The organism is Evtepia sp., from assembly GCF_034090835.1.
Lineage (GTDB): Bacteria > Bacillota > Clostridia > Oscillospirales > Oscillospiraceae > Evtepia.
This window is the reverse complement of record NZ_JAXDRS010000022.1, coordinates 1-18895: the sequence shown is the minus strand read 5'-3', so window position 1 is coordinate 18895 and position 18895 is coordinate 1. Positions and strand designations below refer to the sequence as shown.

The following is an 18895-nucleotide window of genomic DNA, read 5'->3' as shown; positions in this document are numbered from 1 at the left end:
AGGACTTTTTCTGAAAAAATCACACTAAACTGCACCACTTTGGTGTTTCCCCTCATTTCCCCACGCAGAAGCGGGAGAAGATGCGGGCGGTGATATCCTCCCGGACGGTGCGGCCGGTCAGCTCGCCCAGGGCTTCCAGGGCGGCTTCCACGTCGGTGAGAAGGGCGTCGGGGGTCATGCCCAGGTCGAGGGCGTCTTTGGCGTGGGTCACGCCGTCCAAGGCCCGCTGGGCCGCCTGGATCTGGCGCTGGTTGGTGAGCAGTTCCCCGGCGGCGGACTGGGCCGCCTGGGGGAGGAGGGTCTCGGCCCGCCGGGCCAGGGTGGTCTCTAAGGTGTCCAGGCCGTCCCCCGTCTTGGCGCTGAGGGGGATGACGGTCAGGGTGTTCGGGGCATCGTTGGCGGCGGGCTGGGGCAGAGTAAAGTCGGTCAGGTCCCGCTTGTTGGCCAGCAGGATGGTATCCGCCTGGGCCAGGGCCTCGCGGAGCAGGTCGTGATCCTCTTCGGTCAGGGGCTGGGTGCCGTCGCACACGGCCAGGACCAGATCGGCCTCGGCCAGGGCCTGGCGGCTGCGGGCCACGCCCAGCTGCTCGATGGGGTCGTCGCTGTCCCGCAGGCCCGCGGTGTCAACGAGGCGGAAGAGGTACCCGCCCAGGGTGACTTTGGTCTCGACGGTGTCGCGGGTGGTGCCGGGGATGTTCGTGACGATGGCCCGCTCATACCCCGCCAGGGCGTTGAGCAGGGAGGACTTGCCTGCGTTGGGGCGGCCGATCAAAACGCAGGTGATGCCCTGATGGAGCAGCGTCCCCCGGCGGCTGGTGGCCAGGAGCGCTTGCAGCGCCGCTTCCTGCCGGGCGAGGATCTGTCCCATTTGTTCGGCCTGGAAGGGGTCGATGTCCTCGTCGGGATAGTCTAACACGGCGCAGAAATGGGCCATGAGATCGGTCAGGGCAGAGTAGATGCCGTCGATCTGGCGGGAAAGCGCCCCGTTTAGCTGCCCGGCGGCCTGCCGGGCGGCGGCGGGGGTCTCGGCGTCGATGAGGTCGATGACGGCCTCGGCCTGGGTCAGGTCCAGCTTGCCGTTGAGAAAGGCCCGCTGGGTGAATTCGCCGGGCCGGGCCAGGCGTGCCCCGGCGGCACAGAGGGCGTCCAGGGCCAGGGAGAGGACCACGGGGGAGCCGTGGCATTGGATCTCTGCCGTCTCCTCCCCGGTGTAGCTGTGGGGGGCGCGGCTGACGAAGGCCAGACCGGTATCCAGCAGATCTCCCGCTTGGTCAAAGACCCGGCCATAGAGCAGCTGGCGGTCGGGCGCCTCAGAAAGCGGCGTTTTGCCGAGGGGCTGGAAAATGTGCGCGGCGGCCTGGGCCGCGCCGGGGCCGGAGAGACGAAGGATCCCCACTCCGCCGGTTCCGGGCGGGGTGGCGATGGCTGCAATGAGTTCGGACATGGGCTGGCCCTCCTATTCGATCCATTTGAGAAGTAACGAAGAAGCAGTTTTCCACCCCCTGTGGAAGGGATGTGGAAAACTCTGTGGATAATGTGCAAAACCGGCCGCCCGGATGTTGGGGCGGCCGGAAATGAACGGAAAAAACGGCGTCTCAGCCCTCTTCCTCGATGCGCTTGGCGATGGCGCGGGCGGCACGGACGCCGGAGGCGCCGGCCTGGGCCAGGCCGCGGGTGATGCCGGCCCCGTCGCCGGCGGCGAAGAAGTTCTTCAGCGGCGTCTCCAGGTCGCTGGTGAGCTTCAGGCGGGCGGAGTAGAACTTGACCTCAGCGCCGTAGAGCAGGGTGTCGTAGTTGGCGGTGCCGGGGGCCAGCTTGTCCAGGGCGTAGATCATCTCAATGATGTCGTCCAGCTGCCGCTTGGGCAGGGCCAGGGACAGGTCGCCGGGGACGGCGGCAGTCAGGGTGGGGTGCGTGGTGGACTTGCTCATGCGGTGGGCGTTGGAGCGCACGCCGCGGATCAAATCGCCGAAGCGCTGGACCAGCACGCCGCCGGCCAGCATGTTGGAGAGAGAGGCGATGTGCTTGCCGTAGCGATACGGCTCGTTGAACGGCTCCGTGAAGTGGTTGGAGACTAAGAGCGCGAAGTTGGTGTTCTCGCTGCGGAGCTTGGGGTCGGAGTAGCTGTGGCCGTTGACGGTGTGGATGCCCTCCACGTTCTCCGAGACCACATGGCCGTAGGGGTTCATGCAGAAGGTGCGGACCTGGTCGCCGTACTGCTTGGTGCGGTAGATGAGCTTGGACTCATAGACCACGTCGGTGATGTGTTCAAAGACCAGGGCGGGCAGCTCCACGCGCACACCGATGTCGATCTGGTTGTTGGTCATGGGCAGGCCCAGCTGGCGGCACTGGTTGGCAAACCACTCCGCGCCGGACCGGCCGGGGGCTGCGATCAGGTATTTGGAGAGGAACTGATCCCCGTCGGCGGTCTCCATGAGGTAGCCGCCTTCCTGGGGACGGATGGCCGTTACGCTGGTGTTGAACTGGAAGGTAATGTCCTTGCGCAGGTCCTCATAGATGTTGGTGAGGATGCGCAGGTTGTTTTCGGTTCCCAGGTGCTTAACCCGGGCCTGCAGCAGGTGGAGGTCGGACTCCAAAGCCCGCTTCCGCAGGGCCTGGGCCTGGGGAGTCTCGGTGGAGTAGACTTCCCGGGTGGCGCCGTGGGCGATGTTGATCTCGTCCACGTAGTCAATGAGCTCCATGACTTCTTTCTCGGGGATGAAGTCGGTGAGCCAGCCGCCGAAGGCCGTGGTAAAGTTATACTTTCCGTCGGAGAAAGCCCCCGCGCCGCCAAAGCCGCACATGGTGTGACAGACCTTGCAGTGGATGCACTCCTTCACCTTTCCCGCCACAATGGGACAGCTCCGGTGATAGATATCCTGTCCCTGGTCCACAATCAGTACTTTCATTCCAGGGTTGCGGCGAATCAGTTCATAGCCGGCAAACACGCCCGCCTCGCCGCAGCCCAGGATGGCTGCATCGTAGGTTTTCAACATGATGATCCGTTCCCTTTTTTCAATATTTGTGCTGTCTGTAAAAAGACAAACCAATTTATTATATCAAAACATGTCTACTTGTCAAGAGGGAATCCATCTTTTTTACCACTCCCACACAAGGCGTTGGCACGAGGCAGCGTAGCGCCCACCAAAATACTGCTGGCGTCCGCTCTATGCAAATAAGAGTGGGTGGCTTGCGCTGCCGCAGCAAGCTACCCGCTCTTATTGATCCACCCATAAGCACAGCAAACCGGCAACGCTTCATTGATGCTAAAAAGAAATGAAACAGTTGCATGCTTTACAATGATACGTGACCATTCGGCTCTTGGCGATAAACCCATATTGGGACGCCTCACCTAAAACCTCGCCGCCACTTTCATTGATCCGTTTCGTTGAAACGACCCATCCCTTCAGCTTGGCATCTTCCGGAAGCCAATAGACGGCACTGGAGCGAGGGGCAAATAGTTGTCCTCTGCGCATGGCCTTACCGCAATAGGGACAGTTCTTCATAGTCATTCCTCTCCCGATACGCTCTTTTATATTGCATATATCCCGTCCGGTTGATTGCGTCAACGTTTCCTCATTTATGATACCAGGGGCTCGCCGCTTTTTACCATCCCCGGCTCGTTCCTATGATGTCCCGCAGCTGAGACAGGTGAGAGATGGTATAGCGGATGTCCAGCTCCGGGGGTTTTGCCTCTCCGGCGGGGTTGTACCAGCAGCAGGGGATGGCTGCGCCGCAGCCCCCGGTCCTTCATCTCCTTCACCAGGTCGTAGCCGTTGTCCAGGAAGAGGATGGTCTCCCCCAGCTGGTACTGGTAGGCCGCGTTAAAGGCGGCGTAGTCCGGGGGCGTGATGCCCTCGCTCTGGAAAAACTCCTGGAACCGCTGGGTCAAAAGCTGGGGTTTGGTGATCTCCCCCCGCTCCAGCCGCTTCCAGTAGCTGAGGTTCAGAACCGAGTAGCGCGCTACCCGATCCTCCGGACAGGGGCCCAAGCCAAAGTCCGCAAAGCACTGCTGGAGCGCATGGCGCTCTGAGGCCGGAAAATCCAGCAGTGTCCCGTCAATATCCCATAAAATTACGTCGATCATGGCTGCCTCCTGTCCTGTATCCAGCAAACGTCTCGCAGCGCAGCCGCTGGTCCGTTTCCTATATCTTATGTAGTCGTTATGATCCCTCAAATTATTGCAGACCCGGGCCATAATTGCAAGCCCCTGTCCCCAAACAAAAACCCGGACCGGAACACAATGGTCCGGACCGGGTGTCTCCTTCTGTCAGGGCAATGCCTCTGCGGGGCAGTCCTCCACGGTCACCCCTGTGTAGTAATGGGACAGGATCTCCTGATAGGTCTTGCCCTCCTTGGCCATGGCGTCCGCCCCGTACTGGCTCATGCCCACCCCGTGGCCAAAGCCCGCCACGGAAAAGACAAAGTTTCCGTCCTTCAGGGCAACGGTAAAACTGGCCGAGCGCTGGGAGAAGATCTGCCGGGCCTGGGCCCCGGTGATGGTGACACCGCCGATCACCATGGTCTGCACGCCCCCTTCCGGGGTGGTGATGGTCTCTCCGATCCAGCCCGCCGGGTCCCCCTCCAGGACTGCCTCGGGATAGGCTTTCAAAACTGCGTCCTTCAGTTCCTGGGGGGACATGGTCACTTCACTGTTGAAGTTGGGGACCTCTTCCCCTTCCGGGGAGGAGACGCTCTTCAAATAGGGCACGCTGTTGCCCCAGACCTCCACTGCGTCCTTGGTGGCGTGGCTGGAAGAGGAGTGGAACACGGCGTCGATCATCTGCCCATTGTAGAGGATCACCTTGGTTCCCGTCTCCGCCACGGCTTTGGTGATCTTGTTGCTGTAGGCTACAGCCTTGTCTCCCCAGTTTGCCCGGGCCTTCTCCCGGGAGATCCATGCCTGGCAGCAGGCGTAGTCGGTGCACAGGTCCGCCTGGGGGTGGTTCCGGGATTTGCCCGCCTTATTCAGGGCGTAAGTCCGGGCGGCCACCGCCTGGGCCTTCAGCGCCTCCTGCTCAAAGGACGCGGGCATCTCCGCTGCCACCACGCCCCACAGATATTCGTTCAAGTCCATCTCCTGCACCTGTCCGTCCACCAGGATGGACAGGGTATGGCCGCTCTCGGGCAGGGTCAGCTCCTCTTCCCCGGGGCTCTTCTCCTGCCGCAGCAGCATGGGCAGCAAAAAGATGAGCGCCGCCAGAATCAGCGCCACCACGATCACCTTTCTCACAGGGGACTCCTCCTTTCCGCCATCCCGCCGCCGGGCCGGCTGCGCACCGGGTCCCATAAAAAAAGAAGCCGGCGGGCACCGGCGCTCCGATCCTTTTTTTGTATGGTTAGTATAGCCTCTCTTCCCCCGTTCCGTCAAGGAAAACCCCATCCCATCTTTCCTGCCGCCTCACCTCGTTTTCCGGGAAAACGTGGTATTTCTCCCGGACATGCCCTTTCCTATTGAAATTGTCCGTTTTTTCTGGTATTGGTATAAGGATGGAATTTTTTCCGCACAAAAGAGAGAATCGAGAAAAGGAGACGTGATCCCACTATGGCCAACGAAGCAAACGCCGCCATTGGCACCCAGCCCGTCTACGACGCCCGCACCCTGGGAAAACCCCGGATGCTGGTGCTGGGCTTCCAGCACATGTTCGCCATGTTCGGCGCCACCGTGCTGGTCCCCGCCCTCACCGGTCTGTCGGTTTCGGCAACCCTCCTCTTTGCCGGGCTGGGTACCCTGCTGTTCCACCTGCTGAGCAAAGGTAAGGTCCCCGCCTTCCTGGGCTCCAGCTTCGCCTTCCTGGGCGGCTACGCCGCCATCGCCCCCAAGCTCCCGGACGCCGGCGGCAACCCCACCGTGGCCAACACAGAGATGCTCCCCTACGCCTGCTTCGGCGTGGCCTGCGCGGGCCTGCTCTACCTGGTGCTCTCCGCCCTCTTTAAGGTCTTTGGCGCCAAGCGGGTCATGGCCTTCTTCCCCCCCATCGTCACCGGCCCCATCATCATCTCCATCGGCCTGACCCTCAGTAAGTCCGCCGTGGAAAACTGCGCCACCCACTGGTGGATCGCCCTGGTGGCCATCCTGGTGGTCATCATCGCCAACATCTGGGGCAAGGGCATGATCAAGATCATCCCCATCCTCCTGGGCGTCATCGCCAGCTATGTGGCCGCCGCCCTCACCGGAAACGTGGACTTCACTCAGGTAACAGCTGCCCCCTGGATCGGCCTGCCCTTTGCCGGCGAGGACACCGTCTTTTACCTGCTGAGCCATGACCCGGACTCCGCTCTGCTGGTCTCCGCCGTCATCACCATCCTCCCCATCGCCATCGCCACCATGGTGGAGCACATCGGCGACATGTGCGCCATCTCCTCCACCTGCGGCAGAAACTACGTCCAGGACCCCGGCCTGCACCGCACCCTCCTGGGCGACGGCCTGGCCACCTCCCTGGCCTCCCTGTTCGGGGCGCCGGCCAACACCACCTACGGCGAGAACACCGGCGTGCTGGCCCTCTCCCGGGTCTATGACCCCCGGGTCATCCGCATCGCCGCCGGTCTGGCCATCCTCTTCTCCTTCTGCCCCAAGTTTGCTGCCCTGGTCACCGCCATGCCTCAGGCCACCTGCGGCGGCGTCTCCCTGGTGCTCTACGGTATGATCTCTGCCGTGGGCGTGCGTAACGTGGTAGAAAACCGGGTGGACTTCACCAAGAGCCGCAACGTCATCATTGCCGCCCTCATCATGGTCCTGTCCATCGGCATCGCCTACTCCACCGCCGGTGCCCTGGCGCTGGGCCCCGTGAAGCTCACCGGCCTGGCCGTGGGCGCGCTGGTTGGCATCCTCCTCAACGCCGTCCTCCCCGGTAAGGACTACGAGTTCGGCACCGACCTGAAGGGGGACACCTCCTCCGACCTGGGCCGGTATTGACCTTCCCTTTGCAAAACAAACGAACCCCATGGATCTCCAGCCCGGAGACCCATGGGGTTTTCTGGTTTCGTTAAAACAGGGAGATGACCCCCAGAGACAGGCCGGTGACGATGCCCCCGGCGATGAGCACCCCCACAAAAATGGCGGGCAGGGCGATCTGCATCCGGATCCGCAGCAGGGCCGCCACCAGCGCCCCTGTCCAGGCTCCCGTGCCGGGCAGGGGGACCGCCACCAGCACCACCAGGCCGAAGATCCGGTATTTCCGCACCATCCGCCCTTTCAAATGGGCCCGGGTCTCGATCCAGTCGATCTTCCGGCCCCACCAGGGCCGCTGACGCAGCCAGCGGAACAGATGGCGGATGAAGAGCATGATGGCCGGCACCGGCACCATGTTGCCGATGACCGCCGTGAGGTAGGCCAGCCCAGGGGGCAGACCCGCCGCCAGACCAAAGGGGATGGCACCCCGCAGCTCCAGCACCGGCACCATGGCAACCCCCATGGTGGCCGCACTTTCCAACAACAAAGACTCTCCCATGGGATGCCTCCTTCTTCGCAAAGTAACGCTGCCGGGGCGGACTTTCCCGCCCCGGCAGCGTTATTATAGCAAAGTCTAAGCCGTTCGTCCACTTTTATCCCAGCAGAGGGAAGGACAGGGCAGCCTTGAAGAGGTCTCCATCGATGGACAGCCGGAAGGTCCCTCGCTGGAGCTGGGTGAGGCTCCGGGCAATGGACAGGCCCAGGCCGCTGCCCTCGGTGTTTCGGGAGCTGTCTCCCCGGACGAACCGCTCCATGAGCTCGTCGGCAGAGATGTTCAGGGGATCGGCGGAAATGTTCCGGAAGAGGATCTCTACCCGGTCCTCCCGTTTCTCACAGGTGAGGTAGACCCGGGTCCCCTCCATGGCGTACTTTTCAATGTTGCTCAGGAGGTTCTCAAACACCCGCCACAGCAACCGTCCGTCTGCGGAGATGGCCGGGGCCCCCTCCGCCGGGGTAAGGACCAGATCCAGCACCTTCTTCTTCAGGCGCTCCTGATACTCTCCGGCGCACTGGGAGAGCAATACGTTCACGTCCGTGCGCTGGAAGTTCACCGTGATGTTGCCTGTGGATGCCTTGGACGCCTCCACCAGGTCCTCCGTGAGCTTCTTCAGGCGGGCGGACTGCCGGTCCAGCACCTCCAGATATTCCTTGGTCTTTTCGTTGGGCATCTCCTCTTTTTTCATCAGGTCCACGTAGTTCACAATGGAGGTGAGGGGGGTCTTGATGTCGTGGGAGACGTTGGTGATGAGCTCGGTCTTCATCCGCTCGGACTTCATCTGTTCCTCCACCGCCTTCTGGATGGATTCCCGGATGCTGTTCAGGTTCTCCCCGTGGGACCGGAAGTCCCACTTGAGTTTTTCCAGGGGGACCTTATAGTGGAGATCCCCGGCGGCCAGCTTCTCCCCGCCCTCCTGCAGGGTGCGCAGGGAGAGCACCAGATAGATGAGCAGGCAGCCCTCCGCCCCTTTCGTCACAAACCAGAAGAAGGGGCCGGCCCCGTGGATATCCAGGATACAGAGCCCCTCCAGGAAGCAGCACAGGCCAAAGCCCAGGGCCGCCCCCCAGAACAGGGGCAGCTTCCCAAGCACGCCCCCTGCCTTTTCCTTGAGCCGGGGGAACCGGCGGACAAGGGGTCTGGCCAGCCGGAGACAGAGCAGGTTCTCCCGGCAGGTCCCTGCCCGCTTCTGCCGGACAAAGGAGAGCAGGGTCAGCAGCAGCACCGCCCCGCCCAGCGCCAGGAAGAGGGCAGACACCCCCAGGGCCGTGATGTCCCAATCCTTCCCGCCCAGGGCCACCAGACACAGCCCGGCTACGGCGCCCGCAAAGAGCTGCACATCCAGGGGAATGGCCTTCTCCGCTCCGGACAGGGTAACGGTCCCTTCTTCCTGGGGCCGCCCGGTGCGCCGCAGCAGCAGGGCCAGGGTCACAAAGCCCAGGGCCGCGCCGCCCAGGGTCAGGACCAGCAGCTCATACCGATAGAAGTACAAAGATTCTGCCTGGATGAGTTTAGCCCCGATCTGGTCGGATGAGCCAAATCCGCTGCGAATGTACCCGGTGAACAGGACCGTCTTGGTCTCCCCGTGGGTGATGCAATCCATGGTGATGCGGTAGCGGGAACCGTTGGCAGAGGAGAGTTCTCCCGGGGCCAGCTCCTCCACGGAATAGTTCACCTGGTCGTAAGTCGCCTCCAGTTTTTCCACTTCCAGCCGTCCCTCCTCCAGGCTGGAAAAGGTCTGGGTCTTGGTCTCTACCTTGTCGGGCTCCGACACGACAACGGAGGTGGTATCTCTGGCCAGATAGTCCCCCTTCTCCTTGCTTTCCAGCAGGACTTTCCCGCTGCTGTCCTTGATGTCAAAGAAAAAGCTGGCGTCTGCGGTGTACCGGTTGGCCCAGTAGGTATCGTCCGTTCCTCGGGAATCCAGGTAATAGGCCTCAATCTCTCGCAGTTCCGCGCGAATGAGCTCTTGGGCGGTCTGGTTTATCACCTGGTCCCGGCCGTCCCACTGGTAGGCATTCCGGCCGGCCAGCCAGCTCACCCGGAGAAGGCCCATGATACTGGCGGTAAACGAGGCGACGCAGAGCACAAAAAGCAGCCCCGTGACCCATCGTTTCCCTGTGTTGGATCTCATGGCTTTCCTCCTTCCATCTTATATCCCTGGCCCCAGACCACTTTAATATAGCGGGGGTCCGAGGGATTGATCTCCAGTTTTTCCCGCAGGTGACGGATATGGACGGCCACGGCATTCTCCACCCCGTAGGGCTCCTCCCCCCACACAGACCGGTAGATCCGTTTGGGGGAAAACACCGTTCCCGGACTCTGCATGAGCAGCCGGAGGATATCATACTCCCGGGGGGTGAGGGAGACCGGCTCTCCGTCCAGGGTGACCTCCTTGGCCCGGTCGTCCAGGGTGATCCCCCCGATGCGCACCGCGGCGGGCTTCACCGACCCGCCCCCCAGCTGGAGATAGCGCCGCAGCTGGGACTTCACCCGGGCCAGCACTTCCACGGGATTAAAGGGCTTGGTGATATAGTCGTCCGCCCCCTCGTTCAGGCCCATGATCTTGTCCGTATCCTCGGACTTGGCCGTGAGCAGAATGACCGGCACGTTGGAGCGCTCCCGGATCTTCCCCATGGCGGTCATGCCGTCCATCTGGGGCATCATAATATCCAGCAGCACCAGGTGGATCTCCTCTTTCTCCAGCAGGGACAGGGCCTCGATCCCGTTGTAGGCGGGAAAGACCTGATACCCACCGGTGGTGAGATAAATGGTCAGTGCCGATACAATATCCTTTTCGTCGTCGCATACCAAAATGTTATACATACCCGTCGCCTCCTGATGCTATGATACCCAAAAGAATCTTAAGAAACAAGGAAGGGAGTCTTTAAGAATTGTTTAAGGCAGGGCTTCCTCCCCTTTCCCCGCCTGAACCAAACAATGCCCCCGCTCCTCCGGACCCGGTATGGGTGCGGGGGAACGGGGGCAAACACAGTGCGATCTTGTCTTATTTCCCCAGGCCGTATTCCTCCGCCAGCTTCTGGAACTTCACCAGAGAACGGCGGATCTGCTCCGTGGGCACGCAGTAGGAGATCCGTACGTGGCCGGGGCAGCCGAAGCTGTCGCCGGGCACCAGCACCAGGTCATACTTCCGGGCCCGCTGGCAGAAGGCATGGGCGTCGGGCTCCAGGGTCCGGGGGAAGAGGTAGAAGGCGCCGTCAGGCTGGGCGCAGGTGTAACCCATCTCCCGCAGAGCGTTCAGCAGAATGTCCCGGTTCTCCCGGTAAATGCCGATGTCCGCGGTCTGGCCGGTGCACCGGGCCACCACGAACTGGAAGAGGCTGGGGGCGCACACATAGCCCAGGGCCCGGCCTGCGCCGCACACAGCAGCATAGAGCTCTCCAAAGCCCTCTGCGCACTTGGGCACCAGCACATAGCCGATCCGCTGGCCAGGCAGGGAAAGGGACTTACTATAAGAATAACACACCAGGGTATTGGCATAATAAGAAGGCACCCAGGGCAGAGGCTCTTCTCCGTAGACGATCTCCCGGTAGGGCTCGTCAGAGATGAGGTAAATGGTGTGGCCATACTCCTGGGACTTTTCTTCCAGGGTCTGGGCCAGCTTCTCAATGGTCGCCTGGGAATAGACCACCCCGGTGGGGTTGTTGGGGCTGTTGATGATGACGGCCTTGGTCTGGGGGGTCAGGGCTGCCTGGAAGGCAGCAAAGTCGATCTGGAAGTCCTCCAGGTCGGCGGGCACCGGGACCAGGGTGCATCCGGCGCTCTCCACAAACACCTTATACTCCGGGAAGTAGGGGGCCATGGTCACAAACGCATCCCCCGGGCACCCCAGGGCGCTCAGGACAATGCGCAGACCCGCCGCCGCACCGGCGGTCAGGTAGAAGCAGTCCCCGTCGTAGTCGGTACCATACCGGCGGTTCAGGTCGTCTGCCAGGGCCTTGCGCACCTGGCCATCTCCCTGGGCCGGGGTGTAGCCGTGGAGCTGCACCGGGTCGGCGGCGTCCACCAGTTCCTTCACCAGATCCCCTACCTGCTTGGGGGCAGGCACGCTGGGGTTGCCGATGGAGAAGTCATCCACCTTGTCGGGACCCACTTCCGCTGCCCGGGCCTGGGCAAACGCAAAGGCCTCCCGGATCTCCGAGCGTTCGGTGCCCAGCTGTACCATTTTCTCTGCGAATCTTGCCATTGTTCCGTCCTCCTCGTCTCCGCCTTCTGCGCAGCCGGGGACCCGGGGCCAAAAGGCAAGCGTCTGTTCTCTTTGCTCCGGCAATCCCGCCGGATGGCTTTGCCCCTTATTATACCAATCCCACCGGGGAAACGCAACGCCCACATTTTTAGCACTCTATCGCATAGACTGCTAATGTTTACAATTTAGACACATTTATCGCTAAGATTATTCATAAAATCGCAGTAGGATATCCAGCGTAGACAGGAGATGGCCCAGAGAAGCCGGGAAGCCGGCCAGCACTCTTCCCCATTGACTGCAAACAAATCTTGTAAAACCCGCCGGTCCGGCCTCGGTCGGTCAACGGCCCGAAATAGAAGAAAAGGAGATTTTATTATGTTCGGTATGCTTCCTTTTGATCGTCGCGATGACAACATGTTTAACCTGTTTGACAACTTCGAGAAGAAGTTCTTCGGCAACACCGCCGCTACCCTGCCCGCCTTCCGTACGGACATCCGGGACCAGGGCGACAAGTTCCTGCTGGAGGCTGAGCTGCCCGGCTTCAACAAAGAAGATATTAGCCTGGAGCTGAAGGAGGGCATCCTCACCATCAAGGCAGAGCACAAAGAGCAGGACGAAGAAAAGAACGCCAAGGGCGAATACATCCGCCGGGAGCGCCGGTACGGTTCCTTCGCCCGGACCTTTGATGTCTCCGGCATCAACGAGTCCGCCATCACCGCCACCTACAACAACGGGATCCTGGAGCTGGTTCTGCCCAAGCAGACCCCGGTCATTCCCGAGAGCCGTCAGATCGCCATCGGCTGAGCCGCTCTCTCCCGTTTCTCTCTCTTTCTCAAACAGATAACCCTCTCTCAAGGGCAGGGCGCCGGCGCTTGCCGGCGCCCTGTTCCCCTGCCTGACCACAATCACAACCCCTTACTGAAAGGAGCTGACTTTCCATGCTGAACCCTGAAAAACTCACCCAAAAATCCGCCGAGGCCATCCGCTCCGCCCAGAGTCTGTCCCAGGAGTACGGCAACCCTCAGATGGAGCAGATCCACCTGCTGTGGGCTCTGCTGTCTGACGAGGCCGGTCTCATCCCCCAGCTGCTGGCTGGAATGGGCGTGACCCTTCCCTCCTTCCTGGCTGCTGCCCGGGACCGGATGGAGCGCCAGCCCCGGGTCTCCTCCTCCGGCCATGAAGCCGGAAAGATCTACATTTCCACCGAAACCGACAAAACCCTCACCCGGGCCGAGCAGGTGGCCGCCGAGATGAAGGATGACTTCATCTCCGTGGAACACCTCTTCCTGGCCCTGCTGGACACCGCCGACCGCGACCTGTCCAAGCTCTTCTCCGACTACCGGATCACCCGGGAAGGAGCCCTCAAGGCCCTGTCCTCCGTGCGGGGCAACCAGCGGGTGACCTCCGACAACCCGGAGGAGACCTACGACGCCCTGAAAAAGTACGGGTCCGACCTGGTGGAACGGGCCCGGCAGAACAAGCTGGACCCGGTGATCGGACGAGACGATGAGATCCGAAACGTCATTCGCATCCTCTCCCGGAAGTCCAAGAACAACCCCGTCCTCATCGGCGAGCCCGGCGTGGGCAAAACCGCCATCGCCGAGGGCCTGGCTCAGCGCATCGTGAAGGGAGACGTGCCCGCCTCCCTGAAGGAAAAGACCATCTTTGCCCTGGATATGGGCTCTCTGGTGGCCGGTGCCAAGTACCGGGGCGAATTTGAAGAACGGCTGAAAGCCGTTCTGAACGAGGTCAAAAAGTCCGAGGGCAAGATCATCCTCTTCATCGACGAGCTGCACACCATTGTGGGCGCCGGAAAGACCGAGGGCGCCATGGACGCCGGTAACCTGTTAAAGCCCATGCTGGCCAGAGGTGAGCTCCACTGCATCGGCGCCACCACCTTAAACGAGTACCGCCAGTACATCGAGAAGGACGCCGCTCTGGAGCGGCGGTTCCAGCCGGTGATGGTAAATGAGCCCACCGTAGAGGATACCATTGCCATCCTCCGTGGTCTGAAAGAGCGCTATGAGGTCTTCCACGGGGTGAAGATCCAGGACGGCGCCATCATCGCCGCCGCCACTTTGTCCAACCGGTATATCACCGACCGCTTCCTGCCGGACAAGGCCATCGACCTGGTGGACGAGGCCTGCGCCCTCATCCGCACGGAGATCGACTCCATGCCCACGGAACTGGACGAGATCCAGCGGAAGATCATCCAGCACGAGATCGAAGAGGCCGCCCTGAAAAAGGAGACCGACGCCCTCTCCCAGGAGCATCTGGCGGAAATCCAGAAGGAACTGTCGGACATGCGGGAGGAGTTCAAGGCCAAAAAAGCCCAGTGGGACAACGAAAAGGATGCCATTGGCAAGGTCCAGCAGCTGCGGGCCGACCTGGAAGCGGCCAACGCCCAGCTGGAGCAGGCCCAGAGAGCTTACGACCTGAACAAGGCCGCAGAGCTCCAATACGGTAAGATCCCCGCCCTGAAGAAGGCCCTGGAAGAGGAGGAGCAGATCGCCGCCCAGAGCAAGGCCCGGTCCCTGCTGCGGGATAAGGTCACCGAAGAGGAGATCGCCCGGATCATCGAGCGGTGGACCAGTATCCCCGTGGCCCGCCTTATGGAGGGCGAACGGGAAAAACTCCTCCATCTGGAAGACATCCTCCACCAGCGGGTGGTGGGCCAGGACGAGGCCGTGCGCCTGGTGTCCGAGGCCATCCTCCGCAGCCGCGCCGGCATCGCCGACCCGGATAAGCCCATTGGCTCCTTCCTGTTCTTAGGCCCCACCGGCGTGGGCAAGACCGAGCTGGCCAAGACCCTGGCCGAGGCCCTCTTTGACAGCGAGCGCAATCTGGTGCGCATTGATATGTCCGAGTACATGGAGAAGTTCTCCGTGTCCCGGCTCATCGGTGCTCCTCCCGGCTACGTGGGGTACGAGGAGGGCGGCCAGCTCACCGAAGCCGTCCGCCGCAAGCCCTACTCCGTGGTCCTCTTCGACGAGGTGGAGAAGGCCCATCCCGACGTGTTCAACATTCTGCTCCAGGTGCTGGACGACGGCCGGATCACCGACTCTCAGGGCCGCACTGTGGACTTTAAGAACACCATCCTGATCCTCACCTCCAACCTGGGCTCCCAGTACCTGCTGGAGGGCATCAACGACCAGGGTGAGATCTCCGACGAGGCCAAGGTCCAGGTGGACCACCTGCTGAAGCAGTCCTTCCGTCCGGAGTTCCTCAACCGTCTGGATGAGGTGGTCTGCTATAAGCCCCTCACCAAGGAGAACATCACCTCCATTGTGGACCTGCTCATTGCCGGCCTGAACCGCCGTCTGGAAGACAAGCAGCTGAAAGTGGTCCTCACCGACGCCGCCAAGACCTACGTCATCGACAACGGGTACGATCCCCTCTATGGCGCCCGTCCCCTGCGCCGGTTCCTCCAGCACACCGTGGAGACCCTGGTGGGCCGGAAGATGATCGCCGACGAGGTCCTGCCCGGCACCACCCTCACCGTGGACTGCGTGGGCGGCGAGCTGGTGGTGGAATGACCTTCCCCTGCCCGATACAACCATAAAACGCCCCCCTGTCCGACTTGCTGCGGACAGGGGGAATTTTTTTGTAACTTATTGGAAATGGGATAAATCTGTGGTATCCTGGTCCTATCTCTTGAGATTGGATGTGACAAAATGGCCCTCTCCCAAGTTTTATGGTCTCTCGGCCAAAACAAGCCCCTGGACACCGCTTCCCTGCTCAGCGAGCGGGAGCTGGAGGACGTTCTCCAGGATAATATCTCTCTGCTCAATCCCGACTGGCTGGTCATCGGCCGTCAAGTAGCAACCCCCAACGGAAAATACCTGGATCTGCTGTGCATAGACCGGGACGCAGACCTGGTGGTCGTGGAACTAAAGCGAGACCTGACCCCCCGGGAAGTGACCGCCCAGGTCATTGAGTACGCCTCCTATATGGCGGAGAAACAGCCGGAAGAGATCGCCCAGATTTATCTCTCGTACACCCAGCATTACCTCTCCTCTTCTACCACCCTGGACACCGCCTACCAAAACAAGTTTGGGGTCCCGCTGGATGAAGAATCGGTCAATCAGAAAGTAAAAATGGTCATCGTAGCCGCAAAGATGGACGACGGGACCGAACACATCATCCAGTATCTGCGGCAAACCTACAATGTGGACATCAACATTCTCTTTTTCCAAATCTTCCGCCACGGAGAGGACCGGCTCCTCAGCCGGGTCTGGGTCAACATTCCTCACACAGGATACGTAGGCGTTGGTCTGGTATCCGGTGAAATGATCCAGGCCAGTCACGCTGTTCTATCCGTGGACGGGGAACCCGTCCCCATGAAATCCCTGGCTTTGAAAGGCACCTACTTTTACGAGGAAAATAACCCCGAGCTGGCAGAATATGTGGTCCCCGTCCGCTGGATCAAAACCGTCCCCATCAATCAGGCCGTAAAAGAAACCGGCTTCTTCGGCAATCAAAACACCGTTTGTCGTCCTACCAGCGGAAAGTGGCAGTTTACCATCCACCGTTTAAAAAGTCTGTGGAACATTCACTGAGGATATGCAAGCCCCCGACCCGGCAATGAAACATGCTGGATCGGGGGTTTACTTCATTTGGTAGAAGAGCGCAGCGGGCGGAAGGTTCCGCCCGCTGCGCTTTTTCTCTGGGTTCCTTTTTTATGTACCCATCCTCAGCAGGGCTCAGACTGCGTCGGAGGTATAGCGCATGAGGATGGTAGCCACCTCAGCGCGGGTTGCGGTAGCCTTGGGGGTGAGAGCTGAGTTGCTGCCCTGGAGCAGCCCTTCCTTCACAGCCCATCTCATGGCTTCCACAGCATATTCGGAGATCTGGTCTGCGTCGGTAAAGCCGCCCAGGTTGTCCTCTGCGGGAGGCTCCACAGGATCGACGCTGTCATACTGGGCAAACCGATAGAAGAAGGTGGCCAGCTGCTCACGGGTCAGAGGCTCCATGGGGCTGAAGGTGTCCTTCCCGGTGCCGTTGGTGATCTCATTCTGAGAGGCCCACAGAACAGCGTTGGTGTACCAGGTGTCGCCGGGCACATCGGTGAAGGGATTGTCTCCGGTGACCTCGGGAGAGCCTGCCATCCGGTAGAGGACGGTGGCCATCATGGCCCGGTTCAGGTTGCTGTTGGGCTGGAAGGTGTTGTTCTCGGTGCCGTTCATGAGACCGGTGAGGGTCACATAGGTCACAGCGCCGGAGAACCAGTCCCCTGCCAGCACGTCGGTGTAGTTGATGGTGTGGATGCGGTCGCCGCTCTCGCCGTAGCGGCCAGCGGGCACCACGCCCTTCAGTTCGCCGGTGATGTAATCCATGACCACTTCATCCAGGGGCTGACCCAGGTCATAGCCCACGGGAGAAGCCTTGAAGGCATAGTAGGTGTCGCCGCCGGCGCCCATAAAGTCGTTGGTCACCACGGTGTAGGTCTCGTTGGGGTCGAAGGCCACGCCGCCGATGGTCTGGATGGTGACCCGGTTGATGGCGTCGGGCTTACCATAGGTGGAGTCGGGATAGTTCCCGGTGGTGGCAAAGGGAGCGCCGGTGTTGATGGTGAACTCCAGACCAGCCACCTGGGGGAAGCCGCCCACAGCCTCGGGGGTGCAGTAGGTGGAGGCTTCCAGGGCTTCCAGCAGCTCAGCGCCGGTCACCTTCACGATGTACAGGGTGTTGCCGAAGGGCAGAACGGTGTTGATGTCCTTCTTGGTGATATCTCCCTTGGGGATGCTGGCGCGGATGCCGCCGCCGTTGGTCACAGCCACGTCCACCTTTTCACCCAGGGTGTTGGCCTGCCACAGCATAGCGTCGCAGATGAGGTTACCCAGGTTGGTCTCGCCGGTGCGGACATGGGCCTTTTCGCCGTCCAGGTCCACTTCGGTCTTGGCGAACACGGTGCCGTACTCCTCGTCGATCTGCTTCTGGATGGCCTCAGCACGGGCCTTCACCTGTGCGTTGGGCTTGAAGCCTTCCACGGCGTTCAGGTCGCTCACGGCCACGTTGGAGGCTTCGCAGGTGCCTTCGGGTGCGATGTCCACCACGCCCACGTTCTCCAGCTTGGTGCCGGTGGAGGTGAGCAGCGCACCGTTCACGGTGCAGGTTTCATTGGTCACTGCCTGGATGTCTTCCAGGGTGGAGTGGGAGTGGCCGTCGATGAACACGTCAATGCCGTTGACGTTGGCCAGCAGGTCCACAGAGCGGTTGCCTTTGGACTCGGCGTCGATGCCCAGGTGGCCCAGGGCGATGATCAGGTCGCAGCCCTCTGCCGTCAGGGCGTCCACCTGCTTCTGTGCGCAGTCAAAGAGTTCCTGCTCTGCCAGGAAGGTCACGCCCTTGATCTTGTCGGGGTGGGCCTTGGTGGCGGTCTCGGGGGTGGTCACGCCGAACACACCCACCTTGGTGCCGTCGTTGGTGGTGAAGGTGGTGTTGACACCCATGGCAGCCTCTCCCTCATAGGCCACGTTGGCAGCCAGGAAGGGGAACTCAGCCTGGGCTTCCCGGGCCTTCAGGTTCTCATAGCCATAGTCAAACTCATGGTTGCCGGGCACAGCCACGTCATAGCCTGCCATGTTCATGAGCTCCACAGCGGTCTCGCCCTTGGAGACGCTCACCGTGGGGTCGCCCTGGATAAAGTCGCCGGCGTCCACCAGAAGGGTGTAAGCGCCGGCCTCTTCATAGGCCTGCTTCAGCGCCGCCACGGACGCATACCCGCCGATGCCGCCATGGACATCGTTGGTGTGGAGAATGACGATATGACCGGTCAGGTCCTCTTCCGTGCTTCCTGCGGCGCCGGCCGGCACCACCAGGGACACGGCCATCACCAGCGTCAGGAAAAGAGCGGCAAACTTGTTCCACGTCTTTTTCATAGAAAATCCTCCATTATCATAGATTCCGGCCAGCGGCAGGAACCATGGGTCCGCCGGCCGGTGGTGCGCTGGGGACCAGCCGCTCACGCTGTCCCCAGACTTTGGGCCCATTATACCCTATCTTTCCGCTCTTTGCCACCATTTCTGTGACAAAATGCGTAAAATCGTGGTAAAAAATCGAAACAATTTGGCAACATAAACCAAGCGCCTGCCCCAAGGTGAACTGCTCCAAATTGTGCGGACAGTACAAAAAGCGCCCTGGTAGGAAAAATAAGTTTTAGGTGGAGAGGCGCCGCGCCAGCGGTGCCTCTCCGGTTTTTAACTGGATACGTTCATAGTTATAAAAGTGGATATAGCGG

14 protein-coding genes are annotated in these 18895 nt (G+C 61.1%); 4 read left to right on the top strand and 10 right to left on the bottom strand.

Features of this window, described 5'->3' with window-relative positions; translation table 11 throughout:
• Positions 1-52: 52 nt before the first annotated feature.
• The 5 genes from mnmE to spoIID form a co-directional block, all read right to left on the bottom strand.
• Positions 53-1444, bottom strand: a complete 1392-nt coding sequence (mnmE, locus tag SOR61_RS04480) for a tRNA uridine-5-carboxymethylaminomethyl(34) synthesis GTPase MnmE (protein WP_320611478.1) — start codon at positions 1442-1444, stop codon at positions 53-55.
• A gap of 151 nt (positions 1445-1595) precedes the next feature.
• A complete protein-coding gene (locus SOR61_RS04475) occupies positions 1596-2996 on the bottom strand; it encodes an NAD(P)/FAD-dependent oxidoreductase (protein ID WP_320611477.1) in 1401 nt (466 codons plus the stop codon).
• 270 nt (positions 2997-3266) lie between these two features.
• Positions 3267-3506, bottom strand: coding sequence for a PF20097 family protein (locus tag SOR61_RS10235; RefSeq protein ID WP_407066505.1), 240 nt, complete (start codon positions 3504-3506; stop codon positions 3267-3269).
• A gap of 74 nt (positions 3507-3580) precedes the next feature.
• Positions 3581-4087: a hypothetical protein gene (locus tag SOR61_RS04470; protein ID WP_320611476.1), complete on the bottom strand. Its 507-nt coding sequence runs from the start codon at positions 4085-4087 to the stop codon at positions 3581-3583.
• A gap of 183 nt (positions 4088-4270) precedes the next feature.
• Positions 4271-5233 carry a stage II sporulation protein D gene (gene spoIID / locus SOR61_RS04465; protein WP_320611475.1) on the bottom strand — a complete coding sequence of 321 codons (963 nt, stop codon included), beginning with the start codon at positions 5231-5233 and terminating at the stop codon, positions 4271-4273.
• A 312-nt stretch (positions 5234-5545) separates the two neighbouring features.
• Between spoIID and SOR61_RS04460 the strand changes: the two genes are divergently transcribed.
• Positions 5546-6916, top strand: coding sequence for a uracil-xanthine permease family protein (locus SOR61_RS04460; RefSeq protein ID WP_320611474.1), 1371 nt, complete (start codon positions 5546-5548; stop codon positions 6914-6916).
• A gap of 70 nt (positions 6917-6986) precedes the next feature.
• Here SOR61_RS04460 and SOR61_RS04455 read toward each other — a convergent pair whose 3' ends face one another.
• From SOR61_RS04455 to SOR61_RS04440, 4 genes are all read right to left on the bottom strand, one after another.
• Positions 6987-7451 carry a small multi-drug export protein gene (locus SOR61_RS04455; protein ID WP_320611473.1) on the bottom strand — a complete coding sequence of 155 codons (465 nt, stop codon included), beginning with the start codon at positions 7449-7451 and terminating at the stop codon, positions 6987-6989.
• A gap of 94 nt (positions 7452-7545) precedes the next feature.
• Positions 7546-9582 (bottom strand): sensor histidine kinase, encoded by a 2037-nt coding sequence (locus tag SOR61_RS04450; protein WP_320611472.1) that lies wholly within the window; start codon positions 9580-9582, stop codon positions 7546-7548.
• Positions 9579-10274, bottom strand: a complete 696-nt coding sequence (locus SOR61_RS04445; RefSeq protein WP_320611471.1) for a response regulator transcription factor — start codon at positions 10272-10274, stop codon at positions 9579-9581. Before SOR61_RS04445 ends, SOR61_RS04450 begins: the two co-directional genes overlap by 4 nt.
• A gap of 181 nt (positions 10275-10455) precedes the next feature.
• On the bottom strand, positions 10456-11655 hold the full coding sequence (locus tag SOR61_RS04440) for a pyridoxal phosphate-dependent aminotransferase (RefSeq protein WP_320611470.1): 1200 nt from the start codon (positions 11653-11655) through the stop codon (positions 10456-10458).
• A gap of 375 nt (positions 11656-12030) precedes the next feature.
• Between SOR61_RS04440 and SOR61_RS04435 the strand changes: the two genes are divergently transcribed.
• From SOR61_RS04435 to SOR61_RS04425, 3 genes are all read left to right on the top strand, one after another.
• A complete protein-coding gene (locus SOR61_RS04435) occupies positions 12031-12459 on the top strand; it encodes an Hsp20/alpha crystallin family protein (RefSeq protein ID WP_320611469.1) in 429 nt (142 codons plus the stop codon).
• Positions 12460-12596: 137 nt separating this feature from the next.
• Entirely contained in the window at positions 12597-15191 is a 2595-nt protein-coding gene (gene clpB, locus SOR61_RS04430) for an ATP-dependent chaperone ClpB (RefSeq protein WP_320611479.1), read from the top strand.
• Between the two features lie 138 nt (positions 15192-15329).
• Positions 15330-16214, top strand: coding sequence for an endonuclease NucS domain-containing protein (locus SOR61_RS04425; RefSeq protein ID WP_320611468.1), 885 nt, complete (start codon positions 15330-15332; stop codon positions 16212-16214).
• Positions 16215-16358: 144 nt separating this feature from the next.
• Here SOR61_RS04425 and SOR61_RS04420 read toward each other — a convergent pair whose 3' ends face one another.
• Entirely contained in the window at positions 16359-18536 is a 2178-nt protein-coding gene (locus SOR61_RS04420; RefSeq protein ID WP_320611467.1) for a 5'-nucleotidase C-terminal domain-containing protein, read from the bottom strand.
• Between the last annotated feature and the right edge of the window lie 359 nt (positions 18537-18895).